The organism is Hyphomicrobium denitrificans ATCC 51888 (assembly GCF_000143145.1).
In the GTDB taxonomy this organism is placed as follows: Bacteria; Pseudomonadota; Alphaproteobacteria; order Rhizobiales; family Hyphomicrobiaceae; genus Hyphomicrobium_B; species Hyphomicrobium_B denitrificans.
Genome location: NC_014313.1, coordinates 1,956,163 through 1,970,624, shown reverse-complemented (window position 1 = coordinate 1,970,624; position 14,462 = coordinate 1,956,163). Strand labels below are relative to the sequence as shown.

Annotated in this window: 12 protein-coding genes; all 12 read left to right on the top strand. The window is 62.3% G+C overall.

What is annotated here, in order from left to right:
* The first annotated feature begins 9 nt into the window (after window positions 1-9).
* The 12 genes from nuoN (at window position 10) to HDEN_RS09435 (ending at window position 14,408) form a co-directional block, all read left to right on the top strand.
* Window positions 10-1,470, top strand: a complete 1,461-nt coding sequence (nuoN, locus tag HDEN_RS09490; protein ID WP_013215889.1) for an NADH-quinone oxidoreductase subunit NuoN — start codon at window positions 10-12, stop codon at window positions 1,468-1,470.
* A gap of 4 nt (window positions 1,471-1,474) precedes the next feature.
* Entirely contained in the window at window positions 1,475-2,251 is a 777-nt protein-coding gene (locus HDEN_RS09485) for a biotin--[acetyl-CoA-carboxylase] ligase (protein ID WP_013215888.1), read from the top strand.
* On the top strand, window positions 2,248-3,963 hold the full coding sequence (locus HDEN_RS09480; protein WP_013215887.1) for a ribonuclease J: 1,716 nt from the start codon (window positions 2,248-2,250) through the stop codon (window positions 3,961-3,963). The genes HDEN_RS09485 and HDEN_RS09480 overlap by 4 nt, the downstream gene beginning before the upstream one ends.
* Before the next feature lie 49 nt (window positions 3,964-4,012).
* On the top strand, window positions 4,013-4,417 hold the full coding sequence (gene mce, locus HDEN_RS09475; RefSeq protein ID WP_013215886.1) for a methylmalonyl-CoA epimerase: 405 nt from the start codon (window positions 4,013-4,015) through the stop codon (window positions 4,415-4,417).
* Window positions 4,418-4,459: 42 nt separating this feature from the next.
* Window positions 4,460-4,735, top strand: coding sequence for a DUF1467 family protein (locus HDEN_RS09470; RefSeq protein ID WP_013215885.1), 276 nt, complete (start codon window positions 4,460-4,462; stop codon window positions 4,733-4,735).
* 172 nt (window positions 4,736-4,907) lie between these two features.
* Window positions 4,908-6,440 (top strand): proline--tRNA ligase, encoded by a 1,533-nt coding sequence (gene proS, locus HDEN_RS09465; protein ID WP_013215884.1) that lies wholly within the window; start codon window positions 4,908-4,910, stop codon window positions 6,438-6,440.
* 103 nt (window positions 6,441-6,543) lie between these two features.
* The gene (locus tag HDEN_RS09460) at window positions 6,544-7,815 is read left to right on the top strand and encodes a lipoprotein-releasing ABC transporter permease subunit (RefSeq protein ID WP_013215883.1); all 1,272 of its coding nucleotides are present in this window, start codon (window positions 6,544-6,546) and stop codon (window positions 7,813-7,815) included.
* A 5-nt stretch (window positions 7,816-7,820) separates the two neighbouring features.
* Window positions 7,821-8,546 carry an ABC transporter ATP-binding protein gene (locus tag HDEN_RS09455; protein ID WP_013215882.1) on the top strand — a complete coding sequence of 242 codons (726 nt, stop codon included), beginning with the start codon at window positions 7,821-7,823 and terminating at the stop codon, window positions 8,544-8,546.
* Between the two features lie 66 nt (window positions 8,547-8,612).
* Entirely contained in the window at window positions 8,613-12,155 is a 3,543-nt protein-coding gene (gene dnaE, locus HDEN_RS09450; protein WP_013215881.1) for a DNA polymerase III subunit alpha, read from the top strand.
* A gap of 149 nt (window positions 12,156-12,304) precedes the next feature.
* Window positions 12,305-12,556 carry a hypothetical protein gene (locus HDEN_RS09445; protein ID WP_013215880.1) on the top strand — a complete coding sequence of 84 codons (252 nt, stop codon included), beginning with the start codon at window positions 12,305-12,307 and terminating at the stop codon, window positions 12,554-12,556.
* Between the two features lie 107 nt (window positions 12,557-12,663).
* Window positions 12,664-13,029 carry a hypothetical protein gene (locus tag HDEN_RS09440; protein WP_013215879.1) on the top strand — a complete coding sequence of 122 codons (366 nt, stop codon included), beginning with the start codon at window positions 12,664-12,666 and terminating at the stop codon, window positions 13,027-13,029.
* A 389-nt stretch (window positions 13,030-13,418) separates the two neighbouring features.
* Complete coding sequence (locus tag HDEN_RS09435; protein WP_013215878.1) at window positions 13,419-14,408, top strand: 30S ribosomal protein S2; 990 nt, start codon at window positions 13,419-13,421, stop codon at window positions 14,406-14,408.
* Window positions 14,409-14,462 lie beyond the last annotated feature (54 nt).

Below are 14,462 nucleotides of genomic sequence, written 5' to 3'. Positions count from 1 at the left end.
AATTGACCGATGGACAGCGCGCTACTCAACATCATCTCGCCGGAGCTGATCCTGGCGCTCGGCGCCCTGGCGCTGCTGATGCTCGGCGTCTTCAGCCCTGAAGGCGAGAAGACCGGCCGCTTCATCGGCTGGCTTACCATCGGCGTGCTCGGCGCGGCGATCGTCGCGCTGTTTCAGCAGACCGGCGTTTCGCAGGCGTTCGAGGGTGCATTCGTATCGGATCCGCTGACGCGCTTCTTCAAGATCATGATCCTGGTCGCCGCGATCGTGGCGCTCATTCTGACCTTCGACAGCTTTGCCCGCGCCAAGCTGCTGGTGTTCGAATATCCGGTGCTCGTTCTGCTCGCCGCGCTCGGCATGATGCTGATGGTGTCGGCGAACGATCTGATCACGCTCTATCTCGGGCTCGAACTGCAGAACCTTTCGCTCTACGTCATCACCGCCTTCAAGCGCGACAACGTGCGATCGAGCGAAGCCGGTCTCAAGTATTTCGTTCTGAGCGCGCTCGCGTCGGGCCTCTTTCTCTATGGTGCTTCGTTGCTTTACGGCGTTACCGGCGCGACCGGCTATGGCGCCATCGCGGCGGCGACGCAGCTTCCCGAGATGGCAGCAAACATCGGTCTGACGTTTGGTCTCGTCTTCGTGCTCGTCGGGCTTGCGTTCAAGATTTCGTCGGTGCCGTTCCACATGTGGACGCCGGACGTCTACCAGGGCGCGCCGACGCCGGTGACGGTGTTCCTCGCGAGCGCTGCCAAGGTCGCCGCGATCGCCATGGTCGTGCGCTTCACCCAGGCCGCCATGCCCGGCGTGCCGGGACAATGGCAGCAGATCATCATCTTCCTCTCGATTGCCTCGATGGCGCTCGGCGCCTTCGCCGCGATCGGCCAGACGAACATCAAGCGCCTGTTCGCGTACTCCGCGATCGGCCATATCGGGTTTGCGCTCGTCGGCCTCGCGGCCAACAACACCGAAGGCACGGCGGGCGTGCTGCTGTATCTCGCCATCTACGTTGCGATGACGCTCGGCGCCTTCGCCTGCGTGCTCGCGATGCGCCGCAAGGGCGAGAACGTCGAGAATATCTCCGATCTCGCAGGCCTCGCGAAAACGGACCTGACCTACGCGTCGATCCTTGGAATCCTGATGTTCTCGCTCGCCGGAATTCCGCCGCTCGCGGGCTTCTGGGCGAAGTGGTACGTCTTCCTCGCCGCCATCAAAGCGGGCCTTTATCCGCTGGCCGTCATCGGCGTCGTGACCAGCGTCGTCGGCGCGTTCTACTATCTGCGCATCGTCAAGATCATGTTCTTCGACGACAGCGCCGAGGCCTTCCAGCCGCGTGAGGGCAAGATCTCCGCGGTCATGATTCTCTCGGCGGCTTTCATCGTTCTGTTCGTCCTGCCGTTCATCGGCGGAACGCTTGTCGATGCGGCGACAGCGGCAGCAGCCGTGCTGACGCCGGCGCACGCGCTCTAGCGCAATGATGGATGCTCAACCCGCACCGCGCATCCTGCACATCGACGAAACGCAATCGACCAACGCCGACGCCATGCGCCTCGCTCTCAAGGGCGAGGCGCTGCCGCTCTGGGTGATCGCCCGCCGGCAGACGGCGGGTCGCGGCCGCGCCGGTCGCTCGTGGGTCTCGCCGGAAGGAAACCTCTATACGAGCATTGCCTTCTGCTGCTCCGCGCCGATGGAAAAAGCGGGACAATTGTCACTCATCGCGGGAATCTCGCTTTTCGAGGCCATTCGCGCCTCGACGGACCTTGCGCAGGACGCCCCGCTTCGCCTCAAATGGCCGAACGACATTCTGATGGGGACTGCCAAGATGGGGGGCATTCTGGTCGAAAGCACCACTGCGCGCGGAAGCCCCGGTTTCCTCGCGGTCGTGGGCTTTGGCTTGAACCTCGCGTCGTATCCCGATGACCTCGGCCGCGCGGCGACCGCTCTCAGCCAGCACGCGCAAGCGCCAGTAGCTGCAACTTTACTCGACGCTCTGGCCGGGCAATTCCCGCAGTGGCTCGACGTCTGGAAGGACGGTGACGACTTCGCAGCCGTCCGGCGCGCCTGGATGGAACGGGCGGGTCCGATCGGCGAAGCAATTTCCGTCAATTCGATTGACGGACCAATTCGCGGGACATATCGCGGGCTTGCCGACAATGGGGCGTTGCTTGCAGAGGTCGGCGGCGAGCTGCGAGAGATCAATCACGGCGACGTGGCGCTCGGCGGCGCGGACACGCCAAATGGGGATGCATGAGCGAATACGACAGGTCATCGCAGCGGTCGCATAAAGGCAAGTCCGACGAACTGGTGTTCATGGCGCTCGGCGGTCTCGGTGAGATCGGCATGAATACGTATCTCTACGGCTACGGTCCGCCGAATGCTCGTTCGTGGCTGATGGTCGATCTCGGCGTGACGTTCCCGCATGAATCGGAACCGGGCGCCGACGTCGTGCTGCCGGATCTGCGCTACATCGTGGCCGACCGAAAGAATCTCGTCGGACTCGTTCTGACGCACGCGCACGAGGATCACATCGGCGCCGTGCTCGATCTCTGGCCGTCGCTCGAATGTCCGATTTTCGCGACGCCGTTCACCGCGGGCATGGTGAAGACCAAAGTCGGCGAGGCGGGAAGGTCGGCGGCGCTTCCGATCCGCACCGTTCCGCTCGGCGGACGTTTCAAAGCCGGCGTCTTCGACATCGAGTTCGTCGGTCTGACGCATTCGATTCCCGAGCCGAACGGCATCGCGATCAGAACGCCTGCGGGGCTCGTGTTTCACACCGGCGACTGGAAGTTCGACCCGACGCCCGTCGTCGGCAAGCCGCACGATCCGGAAAAGCTGAAATCGCTCGGCGATGAAGGCGTGCTCGCCCTCGTCGGAGATTCGACGAACGCGATGCGCGACGGCCGCTCGGCCTCAGAAGCCGACGTCGCCCACACGTTGATGAAAATCATCGCCGACGCGCCGCGTTGCGTCGCCGTGACGTTGTTTGCGTCGAACGTCGCGCGTGTTGCGTCGATCGCGGAGGCGGCGCGCAAATCCGGGCGCACGCTCGTCGTTGCAGGCCGCGCGCTTCACCGCATCATCGAAGTCGCGAAAGAGACCGGCTATCTCCCTGAGAGTTTCACATATCTCGATCAGCAGCGCTTTTCCGATCTGCCGCGCAACAAGACGCTCGTGCTGTGCACCGGCAGCCAGGGCGAGAGCCGCGCGGCCGTCGCGCGCATCGCCGAGGAGGCGCATCCCGACATCTCCCTCGACAAGGGCGATCTCGTGATCTTTTCCTCGCGCACCATTCCCGGCAACGAGAAAGCCGTCTCGAAAGTTCAGAACGCGCTGGCACGCATCGGCGTCGACCTGATCACCGATACTGACGCGCTCGTTCACGTCACGGGACATCCGCGACGCGAGGAGTTGAAGGACATGTACGCGTGGCTGCGGCCGAAGCTGGCCGTGCCCATGCATGGCGAAGCCCGCCACTTGCGCGAGCATGCGAAGCTCGCGCGCGCCTGCGGCGTCAGCGAGACGTTCACGATCGTCGACGGCGAAATTCTGAAGCTCTGGCCGGGGCAGGCGGGCGTCATCGACGAAGCACCCGTCGGACGGCTCTATCGCGACGGCAACCTGATCGTTCCCGATGTCGAAGGGCCGGTGAAGGCGCGTCGCAAGCTGTCGTTCGTCGGCATCGCGGTCGTATCGCTGGTGCTGTCGCGGCGCGGCGACGTGCTCGGCGAGCCCGGGCTCGTTCTCGAAGGCATCCCGGCGGCCGATGCCGACGGCGACTCGATGCGGGAAGTCGTGTTCGACGCCATCGACGGGACGTTCCGGTCGATCCCGCCGAAGCGGCGTAGCGATCTCTCGATGGTGCAGGAGGCCGTTCAAAAGGCCGTTCGCGCCGCCATTAACGAAGCCTGGGGCAAGAAGCCGGTTGTCAAAGTGCTGCTCTCCGTGGTGGAAGCTAGGGGCTAGCCGCGCCTGACAGGTGCCGCCCGAAATTCACCATTCTGGAGAACGACGCATGATCGGACGTTTGAACCATGTCGCCATCGCGGTCAAAGATCTCGAAAAGGCTGCATCGGTTTATAAAAACGCCCTCGGCGCCAAGGTCGGCCCGCCGCTCAAGCAACCCGAGCACGGCGTGACCGTTATCTTCATCGAGCTGCCGAATACGAAAATCGAACTGCTCGAGCCGCTCGGCGAAAATTCACCGATCGCGAAGTTCCTCGAGAAGGCACCGGATGGCGGTATCCATCACGTGTGCTACGAGGTCGAGGATATCACGGCGGCCCGCGATCAGCTGAAGTCGCAAGGTGCGCGTGTCCTCGGCGACGGCAATCCGAAGATCGGCGCGCATGGGAAGCCCGTGCTGTTCCTGCATCCGAAGGATTTCTGCGGCACGCTCGTCGAGCTTGAGCAGGTATAAGACTGAGCCGCCGAAAGGCGAAAGGCAGGCAAGGGCCGACTGATGCGAACGTCGATCGCGATAGCCATCTTTTTCTGCCTCTGGTTCATTACGCTCTTTGGCGTTCTTCCGTTCTTCGCCAAGACGCAGGACGAGGCGGGAGAGGTCGTGCCCGGCACGCCTGAAAGCGCCCCGTCCCGCATCAACATCTGGAAGCTGTTTCTGGTGAATACGCTGGTGGCGATCGTCGCGTTCGCGGTCGTCTACGTGGTCATCGCCAACTTCGATGCGATCGCGGGCTTTTTCGGCGTGGTGCTGGGGCGCGAGCCCGCCAACTGATCCACTGCGGAAGTCTCGGGCACGATCCGCGGCCTCGGTAAATTCCTGGACCGGGGCCACGCACGCGTTCCTTGCCTTCGCATTGCCAGAAGCGGCGCAATCCGCTATCGCCGATGACCGATACTGGCCGGGCACGACACCCGGCCGAGCCCCAAAAAAGCGAGCCTATTGAATGAGCAAGCGTGCCCTGTCCGTCAGCCGTGAAGAGAACTTCCCCGACTGGTATCAGGCGATCGTCCGCGACGGCGACATGGCCGAGACGAGCCCGGTGCGCGGCTGCATGATCATCAAGCCGTGGGGCTGGGGCGTGTGGGAGCGCCTGCAGGCCGAACTCGATGCGCGCATCAAGGATACCGGCCACGACAATTGTTACTTCCCGCTCTTCATTCCGATGAGCTTCATCGCCAAGGAAGCCGAGCACGTCGAAGGCTTCGCCAAGGAAATGGCGGTCGTCACGCATCACCGGCTGAAGAACGAGGGCGGCAAGCTCGTCGTCGATCCCGATGCGAAACTCGAAGAGCCGCTGATCGTTCGTCCGACATCCGAGACGATCATCGGCGACGCGTTTCAGCGCTGGATCAAAAGCTATCGCGACCTGCCGCTGCTCGTGAACCAGTGGGCGAACGTAGTGCGCTGGGAAATGCGCACGCGTCTTTTCCTGCGCACGGCGGAATTCCTCTGGCAGGAAGGCCATACCGCGCACGCGGACAAGGATGACGCCGTCGCCGAAACGCTGAAGATGCTCGAAGTCTATCGCACGTTCGCTGAGGATGTCCTCGCGATGCCCGTGATCGCGGGCGAAAAGCCGGCGAACGAGCGCTTCCCCGGCGCCGACAACACCTATTCGATCGAAGCGATGATGCAGGATGGCAAGGCGCTGCAGGCCGGCACCTCGCATTATCTCGGAACGCATTTCGCGGAAGCGCAGAACATTCAGTTCCAGAACGCCGACGGCAAGCTCACTTATTGCCATACGACGAGCTGGGGTGTTTCAACCCGTCTCATCGGCGGCGTGATCATGACCCACGGCGACGACGATGGCCTGCGTTTGCCGCCCGCGATCGCGCCGCGCCAGATCGTCATCGTGCCAATGCTGCGCGAGAAGCCGGAAGACGCCGCGCTCATCGAATACTGCGCGGCGCTCGAAAAAGATTTGAAGGCCGCCGGCATTCGCACGCTCGTCGATGCGAAGGCGGTGAAGTCCGCCGAGAAGCGCTGGAACTGGGTACGCCGCGGCGCGCCGGTCATCGTCGAAATCGGCGGCCGCGACGCGAGCGGTGGCAACGTCACGTTCATGCGTCGCGATAAGCTGCGCGACGGCGACAAGGTCATCTCGCAGACCTTGCCCCGCGCAGATTTCGTCAGTCAGGCTCCGGCGCTGCTGAAGGAAATCCAACAGGCGCTCTATGCCGAAGCCAAGGCGCGGCTCGACGGCAACATCATCACGAACCTCAATTCGTTCGAGGATCTGGCCGCCTATTTCGGCCCGGCGGAGGGCGACGATGAAGGCGGCGCCTTCAAGGGCTGGGCGCGCGTTCCCTGGTCGCGGCCCGAGGGCGATAGCCTGGACGCGATCGCGGATCGCCTGAAAGCCCTGAAATTGACCATCCGGAATGCCCCGCTGGGCCAGGAACAGGCGGTGGGCAAGTGTCTTTTCACGGGAGAACCCGCGAAGGAGTATGTCTTAATCGCCCGAGCCTATTAAAAACCCTTAGGGAATCGCGCAGCCGCAACTCACCCCATGCCTTAACTCAGACACATGGGGGTGCGATGCGGCGCGCTTCACGGGGAAGACGGAGCGAGGGGCAATGACGACGGCCGTCCGGGATACCAAGCCCTTTTCGTCGTTCGAATGGATGATCGCCGGACGCTATTTGCGCGCCCGCCGCAAGGAAGGCTTCATCTCGGTCATCGCCGGATTCTCGTTTCTCGGCATCATGCTGGGCGTCGCAACGCTCATTATCGTCATGGCCGTGATGAACGGCTTCCGCCACGACCTGTTCTCCAAAATCATGGGCCTCAACGGCCACGTGATCGTGCAAAAGCTCGGTGAGCGCTTCGACGATTACGAGCAGATGGCAGACAAGATCGCGCGGGTGCCCGGCGTGCAAGTCGCTATGCCGGTCATCGAAGGCCAGGTGATGGTGTCGTCAAGCTCGCAGGCCTTGGGCGGTCTCGTGCGCGGCGTGCGCGAAAGCGATCTCAAGGCTCTGAAACTCGTTTCAGGAAATATCCGCGCAGGGACGCTCGACGGCTTCGACGAGCAAACCGGAATCGCGATCGGCGTGCGACTGGCGAACCAGCTGCACGTCGGCCTCGGCGACAGCATCACGCTCGTCTCGCCACGCGGTGCGGCGACGCCGTTCGGAACAGCGCCGAGATCGAAGCCCTATCAGATCACGTCGATCTTCGAGCTCGGCATGAGCGAATACGATCGCATGATGATCTTCATGCCGCTCAAGGAAGCGCAGAAATATTTCTCGAAGGGCGGCGAGGTCGACGTCGTCGAGGTGATCGTCAACGATCCTGAAAACGTCGACAAATTCCGCACCGACATTCTGCAGGCGGGTGGCCCCTCGATCGCCGTCGCCGACTGGCGGCAGCGTAACGAGACGTTCTTCAACGTGCTTTCCGTCGAGCGCAACGTGATGTTCATCATCCTGTCGCTGATCGTGCTGGTCGCGGCGCTGAACATCATCTCCGGCCTGATGATGTTGGTGAAAGACAAAGGCCGCGACATCGCCATTCTGCGCACGATGGGGGCCACGAAAGGCGCGGTGATGCGTGTCTTCCTGATCACCGGAGCCTCGATCGGTATCGTCGGCACGCTGGCGGGGCTGCTGCTCGGCGTCGTCTTTTGCTGGAACATCGACAGCATCAAGAATTTCGCGTCCTGGGTCACAGGCACGACCGTCTTCGATCCGAGCGTCTACTATCTGACGAAGCTGCCTGCCGACATCGATCCGCACGAGACCGGCGGCATCGTCATCATGGCGCTCGTCCTGTCGGTCATTGCAACGCTCTATCCGTCGTGGCGGGCTTCAAGGCTCGACCCCGTCGAAGCGCTGCGGTACGAGTGACGCTCATGGAGACATCGCCCGCCGGTACAACTTTTTCGCCGATCTTGCAGCTCGAGGGCGTAACGCGATCGTTCCGCCAGGGCGAGCGCGAGATCGTGGTCCTGAAGGGTGTCGATGCCGTGTTATGGCCGGGCCAGGCCGTCGCCCTCGTTGGACCGTCCGGCGCGGGCAAGTCGACGCTGCTGCACATCACGGGACTGCTCGAATCTCCGACGAGCGGCCGCGTCTTCCTGAACGGCCGCGACTGCGCAACGCTTTCGGAAGGCGAACGAACGCGGCTGCGGCGCAAGGAAATCGGTTTCGTCTATCAGTTTCATCAGTTGCTGCCGGAATTCTCGGCGCTTGAAAACGTCGTGCTGCCGCAGCTCATTCTCGGCCGCGCCCGCAAGGCTGCCGAAGCCCGAGCGTTGGCCCTGCTCAGCGGCCTCGGCCTCGGCGAGCGCGCCAACCATCGTCCGGCGGAGCTTTCCGGCGGCGAACAGCAGCGCGCCGCGATTTGCCGAGGACTTGCGAATTCGCCCAAGCTTTTGCTGGCCGACGAGCCGACCGGCAACCTCGATCCTCACACGTCCGAATACGTGTTCCGCGAACTGATCGACCTCATTCGCCATCAGGGCGTCGCGGCGCTGATCGCGACCCACAACCTCGAATTGGCGCGGCGCATGGACCGCGTTCTGCAGATGCACGAAGGGCGGCTCGTCGAGCTGGCTCCGGCAAGCGTCGGACGTTGAACGCGCTGGATTCCCGGCTGTGGATGGCGTTCTGACGAAAACGGCTATGATGCCGTAGTCTAAAGCATGGAACAGATTCGGCCTGCCAAAGCTCCGCAGTTCGTGCATCTCAAGGTGCATTCGGCATACTCGCTGCTCGAAGGCGCGCTGCCGATCGCCAAGCTCGCCAAGCTCGCCGAAGCGATGCAGCTTCCGGCGCTCGGCCTCACCGACAGCAACAACTTTTTCGGCGCGCTGGAATTCTCCGACAAGCTTTGGGGCGCGGGCGTGCAGCCGATCGCCGGCGGCTCGCTCGATGTCGACTTCGGCGACAACCGCGACGCTCAGCCGTCGGCGTTGCGATCGCTGAGCAACGAGCCGCGCAGCAAACCTGCGGGCAAGATCGCGCTGCTCGCGATGACGGCGGACGGCTTCGCCAATCTGATGCGGCTGTCGAAGGCGCTCTATTTCGAAGCCGCGGCCGACGAGCCCGCGCACGTCAAGATCGCGCGCATCGAAGAGTTTTCGGAAGGCATCATCGCGCTGACCGGCGGACCGCAAGGCCCGATCGATTCAGCTCTCCGCGACGGCCAGCACGATCTCGCACTCGAGCGCATAAAAACGCTCGAGAAGATTTTCGGTGATCGGCTCTACGTCGAGGTGCAGCGCCACGGCCTGCCCGAGGAAGCCGACGTCGAGCCGGATCTTCTCGATCTCGCTTACGCGCGGCGCATTCCGATCGTCGCGACGAACGAATGCTATTTCGCGCAGCGCGGCGACTACGAAGCACACGACGTTCTGCTGTGCATCGCCGACGGCCGCTACGTCGTCGAAGACAACCGCCGTCGCGCCAGTCCCGAGCATTATCTCAAGACTGAAGCGGAGATGGTGTCGCTGTTCGCGGACCTGCCCGAAGCACTCGCCAACACCGTCGAGATCGCGATGCGCTGCACGGCGCGGCCCGAGGGCCGCAAGCCGATCCTGCCGCGCTTCGTCAAAGCCGACGACAGTCTGAGCGAGATTGAAAACTTCCGGCTCGAAGCTGCCGAACTCAAAGCGCAGGCGAAGGACGGTCTCGCGCGGCGTTTGGCGGCGCACGGGCCCGCGGCGGGATTTACGGTCGAGGATTACGAAAAGCGGCTCGTCTACGAAATCGACGTCATCACGCAGATGAAGTTTCCGGGCTACTTCCTGATCGTGGCCGACTTCATCAAGTGGTCGAAAGCCAACGGCGTTCCGGTCGGGCCGGGCCGCGGATCGGGTGCGGGCTCGCTCGTCGCCTATGCGCTGACGATCACCGATCTCGATCCTTTGCAATTCGGGCTGCTGTTCGAGCGCTTCCTCAATCCCGAACGTATTTCGATGCCGGACTTCGACGTCGACTTCTGCCAGGAAAAGCGCGATCGCGTCATCGACTATGTGCAGAAAAAATACGGCGACGATCGCGTCGCGCAGATCATCACGCACGGAAAGCTGCAGGCGCGCGCCGTGCTGCGCGACGTCGGCCGCGTACTGCAGATGCCGTACGGTCAGGTCGACCGGCTATGCAAACTTGTGCCGAACAACCCGGCCAATCCAGTCACGCTGGCGCAAGCCATCGAGGGCGAGCCGAAGCTGCAGGAAGAGCGTGACCGCGAACCGATCGTCGCGCGCCTTCTCGAAATCGCGCAGAAGCTCGAAGGCCTCTATCGCCACGCGTCGACGCACGCCGCCGGCATGGTGATCGGCGACAGGCCGCTCGAAGAACTGGTGCCGCTTTATCGCGATCCGAAATCGCATTTTCCCATCACGCAATACAACTGGAAGATGGTCGAGGCGGCGGGCCTCGTGAAGTTCGACTTCCTCGGTCTCAAAACGCTCACCGTGCTCGAAAAGGCCGTCAAGCTGATCAGCCAAGTGCGCGGCGTCACCGTCGATCTGCCGAGCCTGCCTCTCGACGACAAGCCGACCTACGACATGCTGGCGAAGGCCGATACGGCTGGCGTCTTCCAGCTTGAAAGTACCGGCATGCGCGAAAGCTTGAAGCGGCTGAAGCCCGACCGCTTCGAAGACATCATCGCCATGGTCGCGCTCTACCGGCCGGGTCCGATGGACAACATCCCGACCTACATCAATCGCAAGCACGGCGAGGAGCCCGTCGATTACCTGCACGACATGCTCCAAGGCATTCTGAAGGAAACCTACGGCGTCATCATCTACCAGGAGCAGGTCATTCAGATCGCGCAGGTGATGGGCGGCTATACGCTCGGACAGGCCGACATGCTTCGCCGCGCGATGGGTAAAAAAGACAAAGCCGAAATGGCGAAGCAGCAGGCGCGCTTCGTCGAGGGCGCCGTCGCCAAAGGCGTGAAGAAAGAAGAAGCGAAATACATCTTCGAACTCGTCGACAAGTTCGCTGGCTACGGCTTCAACAAATCGCACGCGGCGGCCTATGCGCTCGTCAGCTATCACACGGCCTATTTGAAGGCGAACTTCCGCGAGGAATTCTTTGCGGCGTCCATGACGCTCGATATGGGCAACACGGACAAGCTCGCGATGTTTGCGTCGGAAGCGCGCAAATCCGGAATTCGCATGCTGCCGCCGTGCGTCAATCAATCGGCCGTCGATTTCGGTGTCGAGCCGGCGGCGGAAGGCGCGAAGCACGGCGCTATCCGCTATTCGCTGGCCGCGTTGAAGAACATCGGCGCGGGCGCCGTCGAAACGATCGTCAACGAACGTAACGAGAAGGGCGCATTCAAGTCGCTCGCCGATTTCGCGGAGCGGGTCGATGCAAAAGCGCTCAACAAGCGCGCCATCGAAACGCTGGCGAAAGGCGGTGCGTTCGATGCGTTCAATAACGATCGCGCGCGCGTCGCAGCCAACGCCGATACGATCCTCGCGTCGGCACAGCGGCGCACAGCGAACGAAGCGCAGGGTATGACCGATCTCTTCGGCTCTGGCGGCAAGGCAGCTGAACTCGTGTTGCGCTCGGCGGAAGGCTGGACGCCGATGGAGCGCTTGGCCGCCGAGTTCGAGGCCATCGGATTTTATCTCTCGGGCCATCCGCTCGATCAGTACGATCATGTGCTGTCAAAGCTCGGCGTCCGAAAATTCACCGAGTTCGAAGTGCTGACCGAGCGCGGCGCGACAGCCGGACGTTTGGCAGGCGTCGTCATCGCAGCGCGCGAACGGCGCTCGCAGAAGGGCAATAAGTTCGCGTTCGCATCGTTCTCCGATGCGACGGGACAGTTCGAGGCCGTGATCTTTTCCGACACGCTCGCGGTTTGCCGCGAACTCCTCGAGCCCGGAACGCCGGTCATCGTTTCAGTCGAAGCCGAGCGCGATGGCGATACGCTGAAAATGCGCGTGCAATCGATTGAAGCGCTCGATAAGGCGGCCGCGGGTGTTGCACGCAATCTGCGCGTCGTTCTCGATCAGCGCGAATGCGCGGGAGCCAACGGCGCGCGTCTCGCGGAAATCAGCAGCCGTCTGAAGCCGACGCATCGCGGCGGTGAAGTGCGCATCGTGCTTCCATTGTTGGATCGTGGTTGCGAAGTGGATTTGATTCTACCTGGACGCTACGACGTTTCGCCGTTGGAGGCCGGTCGCATCGCGGCGCTGCCGATCGTGGTGGAAGTCATCGAGGCGTAGAGTCGGCGTCCGAACTTCTGGTTGCGCGCACGCGCACGGCGCACCTTGCTCCGCAGAATAATCTTGTTAGCGACGACGGCTTTTTGATCATTCGCACGTTTAGGGTCTGGACGTGCGGAGACGCGTCATATGCTAGATAGGAGCCTTCGATGAAAAAGAGTCTGATCGCAGCTGCGGCCTTCGCCGCTCTGACGCTCGGTGGCGCAAGCATGGCGAGCGCCGGTGTTGCCAGTTCCAGCCTGAACGGCATCAGCACGCACAACAGCAGCTCCGCTGCTGAGCAGGTCGATTATCGCCGTCACGGCCAATACAAAAAGCGCGGCGTCAAGCGTCACTCGTGGCACAAGAAGAAGTGGGTCTGCCGCTATCGCCACGGTCACCGCCACTGCGCCTGGCGCTAAGCCAGTCTGTTTGTCAGGAGAAGGCTGTCTGCAAGACGCAGCCTTCTTCTGACATAGTTTAGGCGCAAGGGTCGCCCGCGCCAGCCCAGCCGAAACGAGGGAACATCATGTCAAAACTTTATGCTGCCGTTATCGCCGCTCTGCTGATCGTTCCTGCCGCTCATGCGCAGGACGCGAAAAACGCGCCCGCGCCCGCCAAAATGAGTGCTGCGGACATTAAGTCGACACTGGATGCGGCGGCGGCCGACCCGGCGAAAGTCAAAGCCTACTGCGCCATGTCGAAAAAAATGGACGAAGTCGGTGACGACCAGAAGAAAGCCGAAGCCGCCGGCGACGAGATCGACGGGTATTTCAAAGTGCTTGGCGACGATTTCGAGAACGCATGGGATGCCGGTCAGGACGCAGCCGACGAAACGCCGGAAGCCAAAGCCATGGACGAAGGCATGACGGCTCTCGACGCCAAGTGTAAGTAATCGCGAGCGTCATTTTCCTGGACGAAAGATTTAAGTCCAGTCGATCGCCGTGCCGTCCGGCTGGCGATTTGCAATCCCAGACAACGGCACGCGGCGGCCTGAGCGCTTGAGCTCGGCGGACAGCGTGCCGTTTTTCTTTTGCCCGGCGTCCGAGCAGTGGCGTTATAGGCAACTTGAAGCGTGCCGAATGCCGCGCTTTTGGGCGGCACGCGTGGGTTGCACTTCCGGAAAAACCCCCGTATACAGCCGCCATCTCACACGCGAGACCATGTGCCATGCGGATGAAAAGCCCCGCATCGCGCTCCGGTGGAGAAACGTAAGCCCATGAAAAGGCTTGCTGATCTCTTCTCAGTCTTGCGGAGGTCTAACCGGAAAAAGGATCCTATTCGATGGCACTTCCTGCCTTCAATATGCGTCAGCTTTTGGAAGCTGGCGTTCATTTCGGCCACCAGGCTCACCGCTGGAACCCCAAGATGGCGCCGTTCATCTATGGGTCGCGCAACAAAATCCACATTCTCGACCTGACGCAGACGGTGCCGATGCTGCACCAGGCGCTGCTCAAGGTTTCCGATACCGTCGCCGGTGGCGGTCGCGTTCTGTTCGTCGCGACGAAGCGTCAGGCATCCGACGGCATCGCCGAAGCTGCAAAGCGCAGCGCGCAGTACTTCATCAATCACCGCTGGCTCGGCGGCACGCTGACCAACTGGAAGACGGTTTCGCAGTCGATCCGCCGTCTGCGTCAGCTCGACGACATTCTTGCCGACCCGCAGGGCCGCACCAAGAAGGAAGTGCTGAACCTGACGCGTGAGCGCGACAAGCTCAACCAGTCGCTCGGCGGCATCAAGGACATGGGCGGCACGCCCGATCTCCTCGTCGTCATCGATACCAACAAGGAATCGATCGCGATCCAGGAAGCGCGCAAGCTCAACATCCCGATCGTTGCGATCGTCGACACGAACTGCGATCCCGACGGCATCGACTATCCGGTTCCGGGCAACGACGACGCTGGCCGCGCGATCACGCTCTATTGCGATCTGATGGCGCGCGCCGCCCTCGACGGCATCGAGCGCGCTCAGGGCTCCTCCGGTATCGATATCGGTGCTTCCGAAGCTCCGCCGGCCGAGGATCTGCCGAAGGTCACGTTCAAGGGCATTGAAGCGCCGCGTGGCGAAGCCGACGATCTCAAGCGCATCACCGGCATCACGCCGAAGCTCGAGCAGCGCCTCAACGACGCTGGCGTCTACCACTTCTGGCAGCTCGCCGACCTCGATGCCGATTATACGGCGGCGCTCGACCGGCAGCTGAAGCTCAAGGGGCAGGTCGTCAAAGAAGATTGGGTTGCGCAGGCTAAGAAGCTCGTGGAAGCAGCCGCCGTATAAGGGCGCGGATTTCGCGCCCTCACACGGGGTTGAACTTGTGAATCAGGACAACAG

Excerpts from the sequence above, each read along its gene's own strand:
- nuoN (WP_013215889.1), top strand. The coding sequence starts at position 10 with ATGGACAGCGCGCTACTCAACATCATCTCGCCGGAGCTGATCCTGGCG.
- mce (WP_013215886.1), top strand. The coding sequence starts at position 4,013 with ATGATCGGACGTTTGAACCATGTCGCCATCGCGGTCAAAGATCTCGAA.
- proS (WP_013215884.1), top strand. The coding sequence starts at position 4,908 with ATGAGCAAGCGTGCCCTGTCCGTCAGCCGTGAAGAGAACTTCCCCGAC.
- HDEN_RS09460 (WP_013215883.1), top strand. The coding sequence starts at position 6,544 with ATGACGACGGCCGTCCGGGATACCAAGCCCTTTTCGTCGTTCGAATGG.
- HDEN_RS09455 (WP_013215882.1), top strand. The coding sequence starts at position 7,821 with ATGGAGACATCGCCCGCCGGTACAACTTTTTCGCCGATCTTGCAGCTC.
- HDEN_RS09435 (WP_013215878.1), top strand. The coding sequence starts at position 13,419 with ATGGCACTTCCTGCCTTCAATATGCGTCAGCTTTTGGAAGCTGGCGTT.
- HDEN_RS09470 (WP_013215885.1), top strand. The coding sequence starts at position 4,460 with ATGCGAACGTCGATCGCGATAGCCATCTTTTTCTGCCTCTGGTTCATT.
- dnaE (WP_013215881.1), top strand. The coding sequence starts at position 8,613 with ATGGAACAGATTCGGCCTGCCAAAGCTCCGCAGTTCGTGCATCTCAAG.
- HDEN_RS09485 (WP_013215888.1), top strand. The coding sequence starts at position 1,475 with ATGATGGATGCTCAACCCGCACCGCGCATCCTGCACATCGACGAAACG.
- HDEN_RS09440 (WP_013215879.1), top strand. The coding sequence starts at position 12,664 with ATGTCAAAACTTTATGCTGCCGTTATCGCCGCTCTGCTGATCGTTCCT.
- HDEN_RS09445 (WP_013215880.1), top strand. The coding sequence starts at position 12,305 with ATGAAAAAGAGTCTGATCGCAGCTGCGGCCTTCGCCGCTCTGACGCTC.
- HDEN_RS09480 (WP_013215887.1), top strand. The coding sequence starts at position 2,248 with ATGAGCGAATACGACAGGTCATCGCAGCGGTCGCATAAAGGCAAGTCC.